Genomic DNA, 17,334 nt, shown 5'->3' on the forward strand with positions numbered 1-17,334 from the left:
TTTGTAATATAATTTATACATAATTTTATAACTCTTTTTACATTTAGGAGTGATGTACATGTCAGTATCAAAGATTAATAAACAAAATTCAAAAAAAGAAAAAAAAATCCAAAATTTTAGTCAATTAAAAGGAAGAAATATAATAACATATAGTGAGAAGAAAAAAGAAGAAGACTTTTACGAAGCGATGAAGGAAGGATATAAGGCTATGGCTTTAATAAATTCACAATATGCTGAAGAAGGAGCTTCTGGAGAATACTTTGATCAAATAGAATATGAGACATGGCTTTGCGGAGTGTGATATAAATGGCTAGTTTGAATGTAAAAAGAGGGGATATATTTTATGCTGACCTTAGTCCAGTTGTTGGATCAGAGCAAGGTGGAATAAGACCAGTAATAATAATACAAAATGATATAGGAAATAGGTATAGTCCAACAGTAATTGTTGCTGCTATAACTTCACAAATAAATAAGGCAAAATTGCCTACACATGTAGAAATCTCTTCTGAAGAATACGGGTTAAATAGAGATTCGGTTGTTCTTTTAGAGCAAATAAGGACTTTAGATAAGAAGAGATTAAAAGAGAAAATTGGACATATGACAGAGGAAGATATGAAAAAAGTGAATAAATCTCTGTTAATAAGTTTAAATTTGTAATAATTAGATAACTTAGGCTATGATTAAATATTTAATCATAGCCTTAATTTTTTTGTAAAAAGGAAATTTTAATTATTTTTTAGATAATAATATATAAAATTTAAAAAAATAATTAACTGTAATCGATACAATTTTTGTATAGTATTAAAGCTATAAATGTGATACTCTAATTTAAACTTTTTCATATAAAATTTTATCCAGGATATACTATTATAGATTTTAATATTAAAAAGATGATTTTAAGCTATTAAAATTAAAGTTTAATAGAGTAGTCTAATTTGGTATTAGAATATGCTTAATGAAAGTAAAAAGCATAAAAAGATTAGCATAAATAAAAAATTACTATATGAAAAATTAGTTTTTTGTGATAGAATGAACTTGATAAAAAGGTAAAATAATATTTTAAAAAAGTTTACATAAATGTACAGGAGGTCATTATGAGCAACAAGATACAAGAGTTAAAAAGTATGTCTAAGGTTATAAGAAAAGACATAGTAACTATGCTTACTGAGTCAGCATCAGGACATCCAGGTGGATCTTTATCAATCGCAGATATAGTAACAATTTTATACTTCGATGAAATGAATATTGATCCAAAAAATCCAAAGGATCCAAATAGAGATAGATTCGTTTTATCAAAAGGACATGCAGCACCAGTATTATATAGTGCTTTAGCAAGAAGAGGATATTTTGATCCAGCAGAATTAACAACATTAAGAAAATTTGGTTCAAACCTTCAAGGACATCCAAATATGAATGACTTACCAGGAATTGATATGTCAACTGGTTCTTTAGGTCAAGGTGTATCAGCAGCTGTAGGTATGGCATTAGCTGGTAAACTAGACAACAAAGATTACAGAGTATTTACTATTTTAGGAGATGGAGAGTTAGAAGAGGGTCAAGTTTGGGAAGCAGCTATGTCAGCAGCTCATTATAGATTAGATAACTTAACAGCTTTCGTTGACTTTAATGGATTACAAATAGATGGTGACATTAAAGAAGTAATGAGTCCATGTCCAATAGATAAGAAATTTGAAGCTTTTGGATGGAATGTAATAGTTATAAACGGACATGATTATGAAGAAATAATGAATGCTATACAAAAAGCTAAGAGTACAAAAGGAGCACCAACTTGCATAGTTTGTAACACAGTAAAAGGTAAAGGTGTTTCATTTATGGAAAATGAAGCGGCTTGGCATGGAGCAGCTCCAACTAAAGAGCAATGTGAGCAAGCTATAAAAGAGATCGGAGGGGACAACTAATGGCGAAAAAAATAGCAACTAGAGAAGCATACGGAAAAGCATTAGCTGCTTTAGCTAATGAAAATGAGAATATATTAGTTTTAGACGCAGACCTTTCAAAGTCAACTAAAACAGCAGATTTCAAAAAAGTATGTCCAGAAAGATTCATAAATATGGGGATTGCAGAAGGGAATATGATGTCAGTAGCAGCAGGTTTATCAACTTGTGGAAAAATTCCATTTGCTAGTACATTTGCTATGTTTGCTGCTGGAAGAGCATTTGAGCAAATAAGAAACTCAATATGTTACCCAAGATTAAATGTAAAAATATGTGCTACTCATGCTGGTTTAACAGTTGGTGAAGATGGAGCATCACACCAAGCTATAGAAGATTTATCTTTAATGAGAAGTATACCAAACATGACAGTAATATGTCCATCAGATGCAGTTGAAACAGAAGCTGCAATAAGAGCTATCGCTGAATATGATGGACCTTGTTATGTAAGATTAGGAAGAGCAGGCGTTAATGTAATAAATGACAGACCTGAGTACAAGTTTGAAATTGGAAAAGGTATAGAGTTAAGAGAAGGTAATGATATAACATTATTTGCTACAGGTATAATGGTTGATGTAGCTATAGAAGCTGTTGAAGCTTTAGCTAAAGAAGGAATTAATGCTAGATTAATAAACATTCATACTATCAAACCAATAGATTCAGAAATTATATTAAAAGCGGCTAAAGAAACTGGAGCAATAGTTACGTTAGAAGAGCATAACATAATCGGAGGATTAGGCTCAGCTGTAGCTGAGGTTGTTGGAGAAGAATTCCCAGTACCAGTAGTTAAAGTTGGTGTTAAAGATACATTTGGAGAAAGTGGTAAACCAGACGAATTATTAAAGGCTTATGGATTAACTTCAGAAGATGCAGTTAAAGCTGCTAAGAAAGCAATGAGCTTAAAAAGATAATCTATAAGATAAAAAAGAAGCAGCATGAGCAATTTTCTCATGCTGTTTTTTTATGAATAAAAATAAAAAAAAGTATTAATTTTAATTTTATTGCCAAAATATGAATATAAATATAAATATTAATATTAAAAATTTAAGGCTATTATATAAATAATAAATTAATACTTAATTTAAAATTGGGAAAGTAAATTAAATATTAATTTATTAAGAGGAGAGATGAAATATTCTAAGTAAGTCTTTGGTGAGGGTTTTCTTTATTTAGTAGAAATTTAGAACTTTGTTATGCTATAATTAAGATGCTTTACATTAATGTATGAAATATTAACAAAAATTAAGTAGATTAATGTAGAAAAGTAAGGTAAAATAGTAAAATAGATTAGTGTTGATAGTAATTGGGTAAATATATATTTTTTTCTAAACGTTTGTTTAGATTTTAATTTTTTAAGTAGAAAAAAGTTATTAAGGAGTGTTAACAATGATAGAATTTAAGAATGTTAGCAAGGTCTATAATAAGAATGTCAAAGCACTTACAAATGTCAACATAAACATTGATAAAGGTGAATTTGTGTTCTTAGTTGGACCTAGTGGTGCTGGTAAGTCAACTTTCATAAAGATGTTATTAAAAGAAGTTGAACCATCAACTGGAAACATAGTTATGGGAAATGAGGATTTATCTAAGATAAAAAGAAGACAAATACCTTATCATAGAAGAAAAATAGGAATGGTATTCCAAGACTTTAGATTAATACCAACTCTTAATGTTTATGAAAATGTTGCTTTTGGGATGAGAGTAGTAGGGGCTACACCAAAAGAAATAAGAAAGAGAGTTCCAATGGTATTATCACTAGTTGGATTATCTAATAAATATAAAATGTTTCCAAATGAATTATCAGGAGGAGAACAACAAAGAGTTTCAATAGCAAGAGCTATCGTTAATAATCCAAAAGTTTTAATAGCTGACGAACCAACAGGTAACTTAGACCCAGAAACAGCTAAAGAAATTATGGAATTAATAGATGACATAAACAAAGCAGGAACAACAGTAGTTATGGCTACTCATGCTAAGGAAATAGTTAACTCAATGAAAAAAAGGGTTATAGCTATAGATAGAGGTGAGGTAGTTAGTGATGTTCAGAAAGGAGGATATGAATATGAAGTTTAGTACTATAGGATATTTCATATCAGATGCTTTCAAGAGTTTAAAGAGAAATAGAACAATAAGTATAGCTTCTATAGCAACTGTTCTTACTACGTTATTTATATTTGGAGCATTTTTATTAACTGCTTTAAATGTTAAAAATGGGGTTACAGATGTTCAAGATAAAGTTGAGGTTAAGGTTTTTCTTAAAGATGATGTAACACAAGCACAAAAGGATGCAGTTGAAGCAAAACTTAAGACTGTTCAAGGGGTAAAAGAAGTAGAATTTGAATCTAAAGATCAAGCTTTTGCAAAAATGGAAGATTCAAGTGACTATAATAAAGAAATTTTAGCTGGATATAGCAAAGAAAATAACCCATTACCAGCTTCATACATAGTAAGATTAGAAAGTCCTGAAGTAGCTTCAAGCGTTGAAAGCGCTATGAAAACTAATAATAAATATATGGATGGTGTAGAAGATGTAGGCAATGACGAAGAGCTTATAGGAACTATAAACTCATTTGTAAAAGTTATTAACACAGTAGGATTAGTTTTAGGAATAGTATTTATAGGTGTATCACTATTCTTAATAGTAAATACAATAAAGATAACTGTTTACTCAAGAAGAAGAGAAGTAGGAATAATGAAATTTGTTGGTGCAACTGACTGGTTTATAAGATGGCCTTTCGTAATAGAGGGTATCATAATTGGTCTTATAGGTGGTATTCTTTCAACACTTTTATTATTCGCAGGATATAATTTCTTATATGGAAAAATTGTAGCTTCATCATCACTATATATGCCACAATTTGTACAACCGATGTATGTTTTAACAACAATGTCATGGCAGTTTATACTAGCAGGTATTGTAATTGGTGCAATAGGTAGTATAATAGCTTTAAGAAAATTCTTAGACGTTTAATATCTAATATAGAATATAAAAAGCTTAAAATACGTAAACTATTTAAATATAGCGTATTTTAAGCTTTTTTTTGAAAGGGTGGATTTTTATGAGTAACAATAATGATGAAAAAAAGGAATATAATAATATTATTAAAAATCTTAAGAAGAAAAAAAGATTTAGAGTTTTAGCTATGGGTGTTGCTTTAACTTTAATAATTGGTGTTTCTGTATATGCTGGAAATAGGCTTACCGCATTTGGTATTTTACCTATAACTAATGTTAGTGAAGTTCAGTCATCATTAGAGAAAGTAAATGATATAGAAAATTTTAAAAAGGTATTAGAAATAAGGGAAATGCTTTATAGATGGTATGATGGAAAAATTGATGATAGTAAGTTATCTGAAGGAGCTATAAAGGGGATGGTTTCATCTTTAGGTGATCAATATACTTACTATATGAACGAAAAAGAGTTTTCGGATTTTAAAGAAAAAAGTCAGGGCAATTATATGGGGATTGGTATTCAAGTAGCTGCTAAAGATGGTAAGATAGTAGTAATTTCTCCTATCCAAGGGGGACCAGCTGAAAAAGTAGGAATAAAAACTGGAGATGTTATATTAAAGATAAATGGAGAGGCAGTTTCAGGAAATGAATTGGATAAAGCTGTTTCAATGATGAAAGGTACTACAAAAGAAAATATAAAATTAACATTATATAGAGAAGGTAAAGGCGAATTTGACGTTGATGTTATTAGAGATGTAATTAAAACAGTTAATGTTAAAAGTGAAATGATTGATGGAAACATTGGATATATAGAAGTCTTAGCTTTTGATGAGGGAACAGCTAAAGACTTTGAAACTCAGTTAAAGGATTTAGAAGACAAAGGAATGAAGGGGTTAATCCTTGATTTAAGAGGAAATCCAGGAGGATTTATGAAAGAGTGTGTGGAACTAGTATCAAATTTTGTTCCAAAGGATAAGGTTATAGTTTCTACAATAGATAAGTATGGTAATAAAGAGGAAAGTTTATCTAAGGGTGGAATAGCACAGGGAATGCCTTTGGTAGTTTTGATTGATGGAGGTACTGCGTCAGCTTCAGAAATAGTAGCAGGATCTATTAGAGATTATGATTTAGGAACTCTAGTTGGAACAACATCATTTGGTAAAGGAATAGTTCAAGTGGTTTTAGATAAGATAGGTAAAGAAAAAGATGGAACAGCTTTAAAAGTAACTATTTCAAAATATTATACTCCAAATGGAGAAAATATTCATAAAAAAGGTATAGGGCCAGATGTTAAAGTTGAATATCCAAAAGAGCTTAAAGAAAAGACATATTCAAGAAGTACTGATCCACAATTTGAAAAGGCCTTAGAAATCATACAAGAAAAGATAAAATAAATAAAATTTTTGGAGGACTTAAAATGAATTTACTTATAGAAAATATAAGAGCTATATCTTATGCATTAGTAAGTCCTACCTTGTCTTTAATGTTAATATTAATAGCTATAATTTTTTATTTTAAAAATAGGAAGATAGCTTTTATGCAAAAGTTAATGCTTGGGAGGAGTATCCAGTCTCCTCTTGAAATGACTTTATTGCAGATATTAATTGGTATATTAGGAGGGCTAATAGCTAGTTTATTATTAAGTATTTTAGGAGTAACTTTTGAAAATAGTTCTTTAATAGATGTTATTTTAATAATATCAGTATTTTCTATTGTATATAAGAATAGATTTATTAAAATTCCTTATATAGCAGCATTTCTAGGTATTATAGGAGTTTTAGTAAGCATTAATACTGAATACTTTGGAAAAGGCTTTAGTTTTTCTATTAATTTAACTTCAATCATTGTATTAATAGGTGTTTTCTCAATTGTTGAAGGTATTTTAGCAGTTATGGATGGAGACAAAGGTTATCTACCTATATTTGCTCAAAAAGATGGAAAGTTAGTAGGTGGATTTGGTTTTAGAAGATTTTGGGCACTACCTTTATGTTTATTAGTTGCTTTAGGAGCTAATAGTGGAAATTCAATTATTAATGAAATTAAAGATTTACCACAATGGTTACCATTTTTTTATGAATATAAAGCTAATGCTATAATGAGTGTTGCAGTTTTAGGAACTTTAGCAGCTTATGGAGTAACTTCATATGAAGGAACTACATTTACTCAAAGTAAAAGAGGTAAGACAATAACATCTGGATTAATTAATATTGCATATGGTATAGTGGTTATAATATTAGCTTATTTATTCAAGGAAAATTATATTTTTACTATTATATTAATTATTTTAATTCCATTACTATATGAACTTAGAATAAGAATTGAACTGAAATTAGAATCTCTTAGGAAGCCAATATATTTTTCAACTGATGATGAAATATGTATTTTAGATGTTTTACCAAATTCTATTGCATATAAGAAGGGATTAAGAAGTGGAGATAAAATAGTTAAAATTAATGGAGAAATTCCTAAGAATGAAAAAGAAGTATTTATGGCAATAAAGAGAAATTTTTATGGCTTAGATCTTGAAATAAGAAAAAATAATGGGAATGTTGAGAAGCATACAATTACAGGCGAGGATAGAGGAAAGCAGTTTGGAATAGTGTTAGTTCCTAAAGGAATATCGTTTGATAAAGAGATAGATGAATTTTTAGAAAAATTAAAAAAAGCCAGTAAAGATAAAGAATAAAAAATAAATAATGGGTAACTTGGCTGTATCTAATCTTCACGTATTAAGGTGAGAATTATTTAAAGATACAGTCTTTTATAGTTAGGAGGGAACATTATGGGAGAATTTAGAATAAAATCAAAATTTAAACCTACAGGTGATCAGCCTAAAGCAATAGACACATTAGTTGAGTCTATTGAAAATGGTAATAGAGGGCAAACTCTTTTAGGAGTTACAGGATCAGGAAAAACATTTACTATGGCAAATATCATAGAAAGAACTCAAAAACCAACACTTATTTTAGCTCATAATAAGACATTAGCAGCTCAACTTTGTGCTGAGTTTAAGGAATTCTTTCCCGATAATATAGTAGAGTACTTTGTTTCATATTATGATTACTATCAACCAGAGGCTTATGTACCTCAGACCGATACTTTTATAGAAAAGGATGCATCTATTAATGATGAGATTGATAAACTTCGTCATTCAGCCACTTCAGCACTTTTAGAGAGAAGAGATGTAATAATAGTTGCATCAGTTTCTTGCATATATGGACTTGGTAATCCAGAGGAGTATAAAAAGCTTACAATATCTTTAAGACCGGGTATGATTAAGGATAGAGATGAAGTTATTAAAAAGCTTATAGAAATTCAATATGAAAGAAATGACGTAGACTTTGCTAGAGGAACTTTTAGAGTAAGAGGAGATAATTTAGATATAATTCCTTCATCTTCATCATCTAAGGGAATTAGGATTGAATTCTTTGGAGATGAGATAGATAGAATAAGAGAGTTTGATATTCTTACAGGAAATATAATTGGAGAAAGACAACATGTTAGTATAACTCCAGCATCTCACTTTGCTGCATCTGAGGAAACCTTAGAAAGATCAATAAGTGTAATAGAAGATGAACTTGAAGATAGATTAAAAGTTCTTACAGCTGAGGATAGAATCTTAGAGGCACAAAGGTTAAAGCAGAGAACAAATTATGATATAGAAATGATTAGAGAGATGGGATATTGTCAAGGTATAGAGAACTATTCAAGAATATTAGATGGTAGAGCACCAGGAACTCCACCTCAAACTTTACTTGATTACTTTCCGGAAGATTTCTTAATGTTTATAGATGAAAGTCATGTTACATTACCTCAAGTTAGAGCAATGTATGCTGGTGATAGATCTAGAAAGGCATCTTTAGTTGATTTTGGATTTAGATTACCTTGTGCTTTTGATAATAGACCACTTAAATTTAGTGAATTTGAAAGCAAAATAAATCAAGTAGTCTTTGTAAGTGCTACTCCAGGGGAGTATGAACTAGATCATTCTAAGGTTGTGGCAGAGCAAATAATAAGACCTACTGGACTTTTAGATCCTGTAATTGAAATAAGACCTATACAGGGGCAGATTGATGATCTTTATGGTGAAATTCAAAGAACTGTACAAAGAGGATTTAGAGTCCTTATAACAACTCTTACAAAGAGAATGGCTGAGGACTTAACTAAGTATTTAAAAGATTTAAATGTTAAAGCTACATATATGCATTCTGATATAGATACCTTAGAGAGAATGAAAATAATAAGAGAGCTTAGACTTGGAGAGGTTGATGTATTAATAGGTATAAATCTTTTAAGAGAAGGATTAGATATACCTGAGGTAGCTTTAGTTGCAATATTAGATGCTGATAAAGAGGGATTCTTAAGATCTGAAACTTCATTAATACAAACCATAGGTAGAGCGGCTAGAAACTCTGAAAGTAAAGTAATAATGTATGCAGATAATATTACCAAGTCTATGGAGAAGTCTATTAAAGAAACTGAAAGAAGAAGAGTTATTCAGATGGAATATAATAAAGAACATAATATTACGCCTACTACTGTAAGTAAAGAAGTTAGAGATATAATTGAAGCTACTAAGGTTTCAGAACAAAAAGAAAACTATGAAACTGAAGTTAAAAAGGCAGTTAAGAAAGATATTCCTATAGAAAAGCTTATAGAGCAATATGAAAAAGAAATGAAGGAAGCTGCTAAAAATCTTCAGTTTGAAAGAGCTGCTGAACTTAGAGATATAATAAAAGATTTGAAGAAAACTCTAAATAAAGATTTCGTTTACTAATTTACATAATTATGTTTAATAAAGTAATTGTTGAATTGAAAAGAGTTTTACAAATTTAAATTAGATGTTAAAATGAATAATAGATTATAAAAAATAAATATAGAATGAGATAAAATACAATACAAATAAAAAGCATAAGTATATAATTAAAGGCACTATTAGATATAATTAAATCAATATTAATGTTTAATTTTATAGAGGAATCTAAAAGCGCTGAAAGAATGTATTTAAGTTTTAGGAGGAATATATGGCTGTTAAAGTAATTACAGATAGTACTAGTTGCATACCAAAAGATTTAGCAGAAAAGTACGGAGTAGAGATAGTATCTTTAAGCGTTATAATGAATGGAGAAAGTTATAAGGAAGTAGATATAGATAGTGAAGCTTTTTATGATGAATTAGCTAAATGTGATAAACTTCCAACTTCATCTCAACCACCAATGGATGAATTTTATAATGCTTTTGAAAAATTTGCTAAGGATGGTTATGATATAGTCGCAGCGTTTATATCATCTAAATTAAGTGGAACATACACAACATCATACATAATAAAAGATATGATTTTAGAAAAATATCCTGAGGTTAAAATTGATCTTATAGACTCTCAAACTTCAGTAATGGCACTTGGAATTGGTGTGTTAGAAGGAGCTAAGGCAGCTCAAGAAGGAAAAGATTTTGATGAGGTTTCAAAAATAGTAAGAGATACTATAGAAGAATCAGAGATAATCTTTGTTCCAGGTACTTTAGATAACCTTAAAAAAGGTGGTAGAATAGGTGGAGCTTCAGCTTTATTTGGAAAAATGCTTAAAATAAATCCAATTCTAACAGTTAAAGAAGGTGCTGTTGTTGTAATGGATAAAGTTAGAACTAAAAAGAGAGCGATAGATAAGATTGTAGACATAGTTAAGCAAGATTTAAAAGAAAAGGGAATAAAGAAAGCTGTAGTATGTCATATATTAGCTGAAGATGAAGCTAAGGATTTAGCTAAGAGACTTAAAGAAGAATTAGATTTAGATTCAATGATTGGTGAAATAAGTGCAGTTATAGGTGTACATGTAGGTGTCAAAAGTGTAGGTATAGCTTACTCTAGAGAATCTTAATTAGATATAAAATTAAAAAGAAGGTTATAAATGGTGTAATATAATAATTTATAAAAACGTAACCTTTTTATAAATAATGATATTTGATATTATTTTAGCAAAGAACAAATTAAAATTACAAAATTTTAATTTGTTCTTTTTAAATATATAAATAGTTTAAGATATGTGTAAATATTGTTCTTTATTTATAAGAATTTGAAGTGAATATTTACGTGAAATATAGGCGAAATTTAAATTATATGGAGGGAGAGAATGAAAAAGTTTTTTAAAGTATTAGGAATTATATTATTGACCTTAATAATTATAATAGGAGCTTTAGCTTATTATTTTAGAGGACAAATAGGTTTTTATGTAAACATAGGAAAAGAGTATTTAGAATTAAAGGAAAATCCACCAAGTATTGATGATTTAAAGAACATTAAAATGAGTGAAGATATGGATTTTAAGGATTTAGTTTATAAAAATACTAATGGTAAACCTCAGACTTTAGATATTTATGGCCCAGAAAAGAAATTAAGACATGGATCACCAGTAATTCTTTATGTTCATGGAGGAAGTTGGATTTATGGAAATAAAGAAATACCGGATATTATAGCTCCTCTTTTAGATTCATTTAGAAAAGAAGGATATACAATAATAAGTGTAGAGTATGAACTTGCTACTGATAAGGTTGATTTTAATAAACAAGCTTCAGATGTTAAGGATGCTATAAGATGGGTTTATAAAAATAAAGAAACTTATGGATTTAATACTGATGAAATTGGGGTTATAGGGGCTTCTGCTGGGGCGCATTTATCATTGTTAGCAACGTATAGTGGGAATGATGAATTTGTTGATGATAAGGAACTTGCTAATTATCCATCAAATGTTAAATATGTTGTAGATTTCTTTGGGCCAACTGAACTTAGCGGTTTAGACATGACTATGGCTTCAGTGGATTTAAATAATTCAATAGAGAAAACTGAAAAGCAATTAAGAGGAAAAGAAAGTATAAAGGAATACATGGATAAATATAGTCCAATAAATTACGTAAAGCCTAATTTACCAAAGACTTTAATAGTTCATGGACGTCAAGATAAGTTAGTTCCTTACAGTAATTCAATGGATCTATATAATAAGAGTAAAAGTATGGGGAATGATATTCAAATACTTACGTTGGAAAATAGTGGTCATGATTTTTCTCAAGTTGATGTAAATGAAGTATTTGAACTAGGTTTCAAAGTTTTAAACTTTATAATTTTTAATACTAAATTTTAATAGGAAGGTAAACTTTTATATATTTTAAGAAATAATTTATATTTATTTTCTTTAAATTAAAATTTATAAATTATATTATAGTTTGTGCAAATTTCACTTTTATTATAAAAGAAGATATAATAAAACCATCAAATTTTTTAGGGTAAGGAGTTTTCTATGGATAAGAGGTTATTAAGAGTAATAAAGTATGACTATGCAGTAGAAATGGATAAAAAGAGAAACTTAAAAACCATAAGAACACTATATGATATGAGTGAAAAAGAAAAATACCATATAGATGAACAAACATGGCATGATTTAGATTTGGATAAGGTTTATTCAAAATTAGATAGAAATTATAGTAGTTTAGGAGAGGCTACACTTTATTCAATACTTAGAAATCCCCTAAATGATGAAAAAAAGTTAAATAAGAGAAGAGATGAAATAGAATATTTTAAGGAAAATGAAGATATAAGATTCAATATTATGGGGATATTTTTTGAGTTGGGAAGAGATAAAAAGAATAGTTTGTTAGATATGATTAATGAAAAGCTAATAGAATCTAATAAGTTTAAATATTATTTTTATACAATTTCAGGAAAGATCTTACCTTTAATATTGATACTTGCTTCAATATTTATAAGTGTGAATGCAATGCTTGGGTTAATGGGTGTAACTTTCTTTAATATTTATATAAATAGTAAGGAAAGAGAGCGCATTAAGGCTAATGGGCTTATGTATTTAAGAAGAGTAATAAAGGCATCTAAGCATATAGTTAAAATTAATGATAAAAATTTAGAATCTTTTAATATAAAAATAAGAGAAAACTTAAAAGATTTAAAATCAATAGATAGAAATACTAGAATGATTAGCTTTATTAATATGTGGGGTGGATTATTTGAATTTATGTCAGTATTATTTTTATTAGAAGAAACTGCATATTATAAAATTGCTGATTCTATAGAGAAAAATAAAAATACAATTTTAAGCCTTTATAAAACATTAGGTGAAATGGAGGCAATCATATCTATTGGCAGTTATGAAGAAGAAAAAAAGGATAAAATAACTAAACCTAAATTCATAAAAGAAACCACATTAGAGATAAAAAATGGAATGCACCCAATTATAGAAAATCCAGTAGCTAACTCAATAAACATGAGTAAGAGAGGCATTGTTCTTACTGGAACTAATATGTCAGGTAAATCAACTTTTTTAAGAATGTTAGGAGTAAATATGCTTTTTGCTCAAACTTTTAATTTTGTTTTAGCAGAAAAATATGAGGCACCAATATTTAATATAGTTACTTCAATTAGTCCAAATGATGATTTAAGTATTGGTAAAAGTTTTTACATGGCTGAAGCAGAATCAATTTTAAGAATAATAAGAGCGTTAGATAAGGAGTTACCAGTATTTTGTGCAATTGATGAAATATTTAGAGGAACAAATCCTATAGAGAGAATATCAGCTTCAGCAGAGATTCTTACTTATATAAATAATAGAAATAGTATTTCTATAGTTGCAACTCATGATAGAGAATTAGTTGACATATTAAAAGAAAGTTATGAGTTTTATTATTTTAGCGAAAATGTTGATAGTAAAAATGGGTTAAGTTTTGATTATAAGCTAAAAAGAGGAGTATCTAAAACTAGAAATGCTATAAAATTATTAGATTATATAGGTTATCCAAAAGATATAATAAACAAGTCATATAGAAGATCAGAAAAGCTAGAAGGCTTTATTTAGAAAGGATTGTTAGGATGTTTAAACCAGTTAAAAACATGAAAGTTTATGAACAGGTTGTTGATCAAATAAAAGAAATGGTTAGAATAGGACAGATAAAAAAAGGAGATAAGCTTCCTACAGAGAGAGTTATGGCGGAAGAATTGCAAGTAAGCAGAACGTCTATAAGAGAAGCTATGAGAGCTTTAGAAGTTGTAGGATTAGTGGAAAGTAGACAGGGAGCAGGTAATTATATAAGAGAAGAGTTTGATGATGTATTATTAGAGCCACTTTCAATAGTATTTATGCTTCAAAATGGAACTAATAAAGATATTTTTGAATTAAGAGAAGTATTAGAATTGTCTACTATATTTTTATCTGTAATGAGAATATCTGATGAAGAATTAAAAAAGCTTGGTGAACTTGTTGAAAGGTTTAAGACATCTAGGAATGAAAAAGAGAATGTTAAAATTGATAGCGAATTTCATAGTATAATTGTTAAAGCAGCAAACAATGTACTTATAACTAATTTATTAGAAGTAGTATCTGAGTTAGTTGATAAGTTCATAACTGAAGGAAGAAGAGCTATTCTAAGTGATGAAAGAAACAAAGAAAAGCTATTAGATTTTCATGAAAAAATATATCTAGCTATAAAAAATAGAGATGTTTATTCTGCATATAAATATATGCAAGAGCATTTTGAATTAATAAAGGAAAATATTTATTAATTGAGACTTTATTTAAAATTAAAGTAAAATATAATTCTATATAATAACTGAAAATTGAATAAAATATTCAAAAGACATATGCTTAAGTTAAGGTCTTAAAAATATATGCTTAGCGTAATGAATTTGGCTTTTAGTTCAAATGATATTTTAAATCAAAGTAAAGTTTGTGAATAAAATAAATTGAAAATTTAATTAGCATATAAAATTTCATGATAAAAAATACTCCTTTTAAATTAATTTTAAAAGGAGTATTTTTTGTTATGATGTCATTCCTATATACATACCTATAAAGTATGGGATAAGCCATATGAACCAAACTACTAAACTGAATTTATGGAATATAGCCTTTGATTTTTCACTACCTTTGTTTAAAACAACTGTTGCCCAAACAGCGTGTATAAGCATTAAAATAATAGCAAGCATACCTGTTGATTGATGTATTAATAAATCAGTTGGAGTAATAGCTTTATCAGTTCCTGATGCAACGATTCTACTCATTGTATAAGTTCCAAGAGTATCGCATACTAAACCACACCAAAAGATTATTACATGTTTTTTCTTTAATATACCTGCTCTATGCTCGCTCCAAACACCAATTGTGTAAAATATTAGTGCTAATGTTATAAATATAATAGCTGGAATTAATAATTTAGGCATAAAAAAACCTTCTTTCTTAAATTAGAATAAAATTTTATAGCCTGTCCTTAATTTGAAGTTTTCATATATTAAAAGAAATCTAAAGTGTGGATTTACTTTAATATGTGAAAATTAATTTTCATTGTGGACTAGGTTCATATTAATAATAACATATTTACAAAAAATTCATAGACCTAATAAGAAAGTTTTATTTATAAATTGTTTTAAAAATAAAATTTATCTTTAATTTTATATATTTATATAATTAAAATTAGTTTTTATAAAAATAATTTGTATTTTAAAAGAAATTAAAGAAAAAAATGTATTTAGTGATATAATAAATGTAACTAATTATAATAAAATATTAGTCTTAGAGAGGAGAATAGAAATGTTTAAAAGCTTAAAAGAATATATATCAATTATTTTTGTAGCTATAATATTAACATTTCTTGTAAATAAATTTTTGGTTTTTAAAATAGTAGTTCCAACTCCATCAATGGCGCCAACTATTGAGCCAGGAGATCAACTTTTTGCTACAAGAATATATAATTTATCTAATATGAAAAGAGGAGATATGATAGTTTTCTATTCAAAGGAATTTGATGAAAAGATGATAAAAAGACTTATAGGGTTACCAGGAGAGCGGATAGAAATAAAAGAAGATGGAACAGTATATGTAAACAATGAAAGGTTAGATGAGCATTATATAAAATATCCAGGTGGTAAAGTGAATATAAATTTTGAAGTTCCAGAAGACAAATATCTTTTGTTAGGAGATAATAGAGATAATAGTAAAGATGCAAGGTATTGGAGCAATCAATATATAGATGGTGATGATATATTAGGAAAAGCTCAAATAACAGTATGGCCTTTGAACAGATTTAACTTTGCTAATTAAATAATAAAATTAAGGGAGTTACTATGAGTACATGGTTATTTATAGATTGCTTTTTGTTAATATTAATTATATGGTGGATTTATAATTTACTTAAAGGAGAATTTTTAATTGATAAACTAGGGGCAAAGGCGAGTTTTAGATGGTTAATTGGAGTTTTAATTATTACTATAATAGTAATGCTTATTACATTTCCTTTAGTAAAAAATACATATGAAATAAAAAGTTTTATTAGAGATTCAAGATTAAGTAAATATATATCAAGTTATAAATTATCTGGATTTAGAAATTCTACTGTTATAGCAAAAGGTAATAAAAATTTTGAACAGTTAGACAATGATTTAAAGTTTGAATATATGGATTCGGTTAGAAAAAATATAATTTCTATTGTTTCATCTAATTATGGAATTGGCGATGGTGGATATATAGAAATTCATGAGATGATTTCAGATATGAAAGTAGAAGTTGATGTTGGAAAAGATAAATATATAACTAAAGGAAGTGATTTAAAATTAAATGGAGAGATATTATATAAAAATGATTTAAGCCTAAGTTTTGGAGGTATTGGAGTTGATGGTGAAAAGAATTTAGAATATGTACCTATATATTTTTATATAATGGTATTTAACAATTTAGATGAGGATTTTATAGAAAATATAAGTTTTGATCCTATTGTAAATGAAGAATTAGAAAAAAATATTTGTAAAAAAGAGGGTATAATTTCAAGAGATCATTTAAAGAACAATTTAGATAGTAATTTAAACCCTAAAGAATCTAGTGAATATGAATATTGTATTATATTTAAAAAGAATGGTTTTACAGAGGATGAAATTGTGAAATTGGCAAAAAAAACAAAATTTAATGTTAGTTATGTTAAATGTAATGGCAATGATAAAAAGTTTCAGCAAAAGCAATGGAGTTTAGAGTAAATAGATGAACAGTATAAATATGTTCAACAATAGCACTTATATTTGCTGTTTACTTAAGAAGAATAATAATCAAATGTGATGAGGGTGATAGAGATATAAAGGCTGTTGATGATAAAATCAAGAGAGGATTAAATGAATTTTTAATTAAGCAATATAAAGTATGATCTTTATTATTTTTAGAAATATTTACTCTTTTAATGATTTTAAGTTTTATGGGTTATTTATAAATGTTTGTTACTTTTGTCTTTGTTACTGGAGGATTATTTATGTTTTAAGTGGTTATCTTTGAATGAAGACTACTACAAATACAAATTCAAGTATATGATTTCTATTGTATTTGTAGCATTAATACTTGAAATAGGAATAATCTAATAAATACTTGAATATAAGATAATAAATAGCTTAAAGCTA

Annotated in this window: 16 protein-coding genes; 15 read left to right on the forward strand and 1 reads right to left on the reverse strand. The window is 27.8% G+C overall.

Annotation, left to right across the window (positions count from 1 at the left end; translation table 11 throughout):
* Positions 1 to 58 precede the first annotated feature (58 nt).
* From Q1J60_RS01785 to Q1J60_RS01845, 13 genes are all read left to right on the forward strand, one after another.
* The gene (locus tag Q1J60_RS01785; protein WP_300257668.1) at positions 59 to 301 is read left to right on the forward strand and encodes a hypothetical protein; all 243 of its coding nucleotides are present in this window, start codon (positions 59 to 61) and stop codon (positions 299 to 301) included.
* Between the two features lie 5 nt (positions 302 to 306).
* Positions 307 to 657 (forward strand): type II toxin-antitoxin system PemK/MazF family toxin, encoded by a 351-nt coding sequence (locus tag Q1J60_RS01790; protein ID WP_300257671.1) that lies wholly within the window; start codon positions 307 to 309, stop codon positions 655 to 657.
* A 437-nt stretch (positions 658 to 1,094) separates the two neighbouring features.
* A complete protein-coding gene (locus tag Q1J60_RS01795; RefSeq protein WP_423249102.1) occupies positions 1,095 to 1,919 on the forward strand; it encodes a transketolase in 825 nt (274 codons plus the stop codon).
* Positions 1,919 to 2,863 (forward strand): transketolase family protein, encoded by a 945-nt coding sequence (locus Q1J60_RS01800; protein WP_300257674.1) that lies wholly within the window; start codon positions 1,919 to 1,921, stop codon positions 2,861 to 2,863. Before Q1J60_RS01795 ends, Q1J60_RS01800 begins: the two co-directional genes overlap by 1 nt.
* A gap of 475 nt (positions 2,864 to 3,338) precedes the next feature.
* A complete protein-coding gene (gene ftsE, locus Q1J60_RS01805) occupies positions 3,339 to 4,025 on the forward strand; it encodes a cell division ATP-binding protein FtsE (protein ID WP_300257677.1) in 687 nt (228 codons plus the stop codon).
* Positions 4,015 to 4,923, forward strand: a complete 909-nt coding sequence (gene ftsX, locus Q1J60_RS01810; protein WP_300257679.1) for a permease-like cell division protein FtsX — start codon at positions 4,015 to 4,017, stop codon at positions 4,921 to 4,923. The genes ftsE and ftsX overlap by 11 nt, the downstream gene beginning before the upstream one ends.
* Before the next feature lie 88 nt (positions 4,924 to 5,011).
* Positions 5,012 to 6,298, forward strand: coding sequence for a S41 family peptidase (locus Q1J60_RS01815; protein ID WP_300257681.1), 1,287 nt, complete (start codon positions 5,012 to 5,014; stop codon positions 6,296 to 6,298).
* 23 nt (positions 6,299 to 6,321) lie between these two features.
* The gene (locus Q1J60_RS01820) at positions 6,322 to 7,590 is read left to right on the forward strand and encodes a PDZ domain-containing protein (protein WP_300257684.1); all 1,269 of its coding nucleotides are present in this window, start codon (positions 6,322 to 6,324) and stop codon (positions 7,588 to 7,590) included.
* Between the two features lie 96 nt (positions 7,591 to 7,686).
* Complete coding sequence (gene uvrB, locus Q1J60_RS01825) at positions 7,687 to 9,681, forward strand: excinuclease ABC subunit UvrB (protein ID WP_300257687.1); 1,995 nt, start codon at positions 7,687 to 7,689, stop codon at positions 9,679 to 9,681.
* Positions 9,682 to 9,928: 247 nt separating this feature from the next.
* Positions 9,929 to 10,780, forward strand: coding sequence for a DegV family protein (locus Q1J60_RS01830; protein ID WP_300257690.1), 852 nt, complete (start codon positions 9,929 to 9,931; stop codon positions 10,778 to 10,780).
* A gap of 252 nt (positions 10,781 to 11,032) precedes the next feature.
* The gene (locus tag Q1J60_RS01835; protein ID WP_300257693.1) at positions 11,033 to 12,037 is read left to right on the forward strand and encodes an alpha/beta hydrolase fold domain-containing protein; all 1,005 of its coding nucleotides are present in this window, start codon (positions 11,033 to 11,035) and stop codon (positions 12,035 to 12,037) included.
* A 156-nt stretch (positions 12,038 to 12,193) separates the two neighbouring features.
* On the forward strand, positions 12,194 to 13,759 hold the full coding sequence (locus Q1J60_RS01840; protein ID WP_300257696.1) for a MutS-related protein: 1,566 nt from the start codon (positions 12,194 to 12,196) through the stop codon (positions 13,757 to 13,759).
* A gap of 14 nt (positions 13,760 to 13,773) precedes the next feature.
* A complete protein-coding gene (locus Q1J60_RS01845; RefSeq protein ID WP_300257698.1) occupies positions 13,774 to 14,463 on the forward strand; it encodes a FadR/GntR family transcriptional regulator in 690 nt (229 codons plus the stop codon).
* 258 nt (positions 14,464 to 14,721) lie between these two features.
* Here the strand turns inward: Q1J60_RS01845 and Q1J60_RS01850 are convergent, their stop codons facing one another.
* Positions 14,722 to 15,120 (reverse strand): HsmA family protein, encoded by a 399-nt coding sequence (locus tag Q1J60_RS01850; protein WP_300257701.1) that lies wholly within the window; start codon positions 15,118 to 15,120, stop codon positions 14,722 to 14,724.
* 367 nt (positions 15,121 to 15,487) lie between these two features.
* On the opposite strand from Q1J60_RS01850, the gene lepB reads away from it, so the two are divergent.
* Together lepB and Q1J60_RS01860 are read left to right on the forward strand one after the other, a co-directional pair.
* Positions 15,488 to 15,997 (forward strand): signal peptidase I, encoded by a 510-nt coding sequence (lepB, locus tag Q1J60_RS01855; protein ID WP_300257704.1) that lies wholly within the window; start codon positions 15,488 to 15,490, stop codon positions 15,995 to 15,997.
* A gap of 23 nt (positions 15,998 to 16,020) precedes the next feature.
* Positions 16,021 to 16,923 (forward strand): hypothetical protein, encoded by a 903-nt coding sequence (locus Q1J60_RS01860; RefSeq protein WP_300257707.1) that lies wholly within the window; start codon positions 16,021 to 16,023, stop codon positions 16,921 to 16,923.
* Positions 16,924 to 17,334 lie beyond the last annotated feature (411 nt).

The sequence above is a fragment of the Clostridium sp. genome (assembly GCF_029258205.1).
In the GTDB taxonomy this organism is placed as follows: Bacteria; Bacillota; Clostridia; order Clostridiales; family Clostridiaceae; genus Sarcina.

Excerpts from the sequence above, each read along its gene's own strand:
- Q1J60_RS01845 (WP_300257698.1), top strand. The coding sequence starts at position 13,774 with ATGTTTAAACCAGTTAAAAACATGAAAGTTTATGAACAGGTTGTTGAT.
- Q1J60_RS01835 (WP_300257693.1), top strand. The coding sequence starts at position 11,033 with ATGAAAAAGTTTTTTAAAGTATTAGGAATTATATTATTGACCTTAATA.
- Q1J60_RS01850 (WP_300257701.1), bottom strand. The coding sequence starts at position 15,120 with ATGCCTAAATTATTAATTCCAGCTATTATATTTATAACATTAGCACTA.
- ftsE (WP_300257677.1), top strand. The coding sequence starts at position 3,339 with ATGATAGAATTTAAGAATGTTAGCAAGGTCTATAATAAGAATGTCAAA.
- Q1J60_RS01790 (WP_300257671.1), top strand. The coding sequence starts at position 307 with ATGGCTAGTTTGAATGTAAAAAGAGGGGATATATTTTATGCTGACCTT.
- Q1J60_RS01800 (WP_300257674.1), top strand. The coding sequence starts at position 1,919 with ATGGCGAAAAAAATAGCAACTAGAGAAGCATACGGAAAAGCATTAGCT.
- Q1J60_RS01785 (WP_300257668.1), top strand. The coding sequence starts at position 59 with ATGTCAGTATCAAAGATTAATAAACAAAATTCAAAAAAAGAAAAAAAA.
- Q1J60_RS01820 (WP_300257684.1), top strand. The coding sequence starts at position 6,322 with ATGAATTTACTTATAGAAAATATAAGAGCTATATCTTATGCATTAGTA.
- Q1J60_RS01840 (WP_300257696.1), top strand. The coding sequence starts at position 12,194 with ATGGATAAGAGGTTATTAAGAGTAATAAAGTATGACTATGCAGTAGAA.
- ftsX (WP_300257679.1), top strand. The coding sequence starts at position 4,015 with ATGAAGTTTAGTACTATAGGATATTTCATATCAGATGCTTTCAAGAGT.
- uvrB (WP_300257687.1), top strand. The coding sequence starts at position 7,687 with ATGGGAGAATTTAGAATAAAATCAAAATTTAAACCTACAGGTGATCAG.
- Q1J60_RS01830 (WP_300257690.1), top strand. The coding sequence starts at position 9,929 with ATGGCTGTTAAAGTAATTACAGATAGTACTAGTTGCATACCAAAAGAT.
- Q1J60_RS01795 (WP_423249102.1), top strand. The coding sequence starts at position 1,095 with ATGAGCAACAAGATACAAGAGTTAAAAAGTATGTCTAAGGTTATAAGA.
- Q1J60_RS01860 (WP_300257707.1), top strand. The coding sequence starts at position 16,021 with ATGAGTACATGGTTATTTATAGATTGCTTTTTGTTAATATTAATTATA.
- lepB (WP_300257704.1), top strand. The coding sequence starts at position 15,488 with ATGTTTAAAAGCTTAAAAGAATATATATCAATTATTTTTGTAGCTATA.
- Q1J60_RS01815 (WP_300257681.1), top strand. The coding sequence starts at position 5,012 with ATGAGTAACAATAATGATGAAAAAAAGGAATATAATAATATTATTAAA.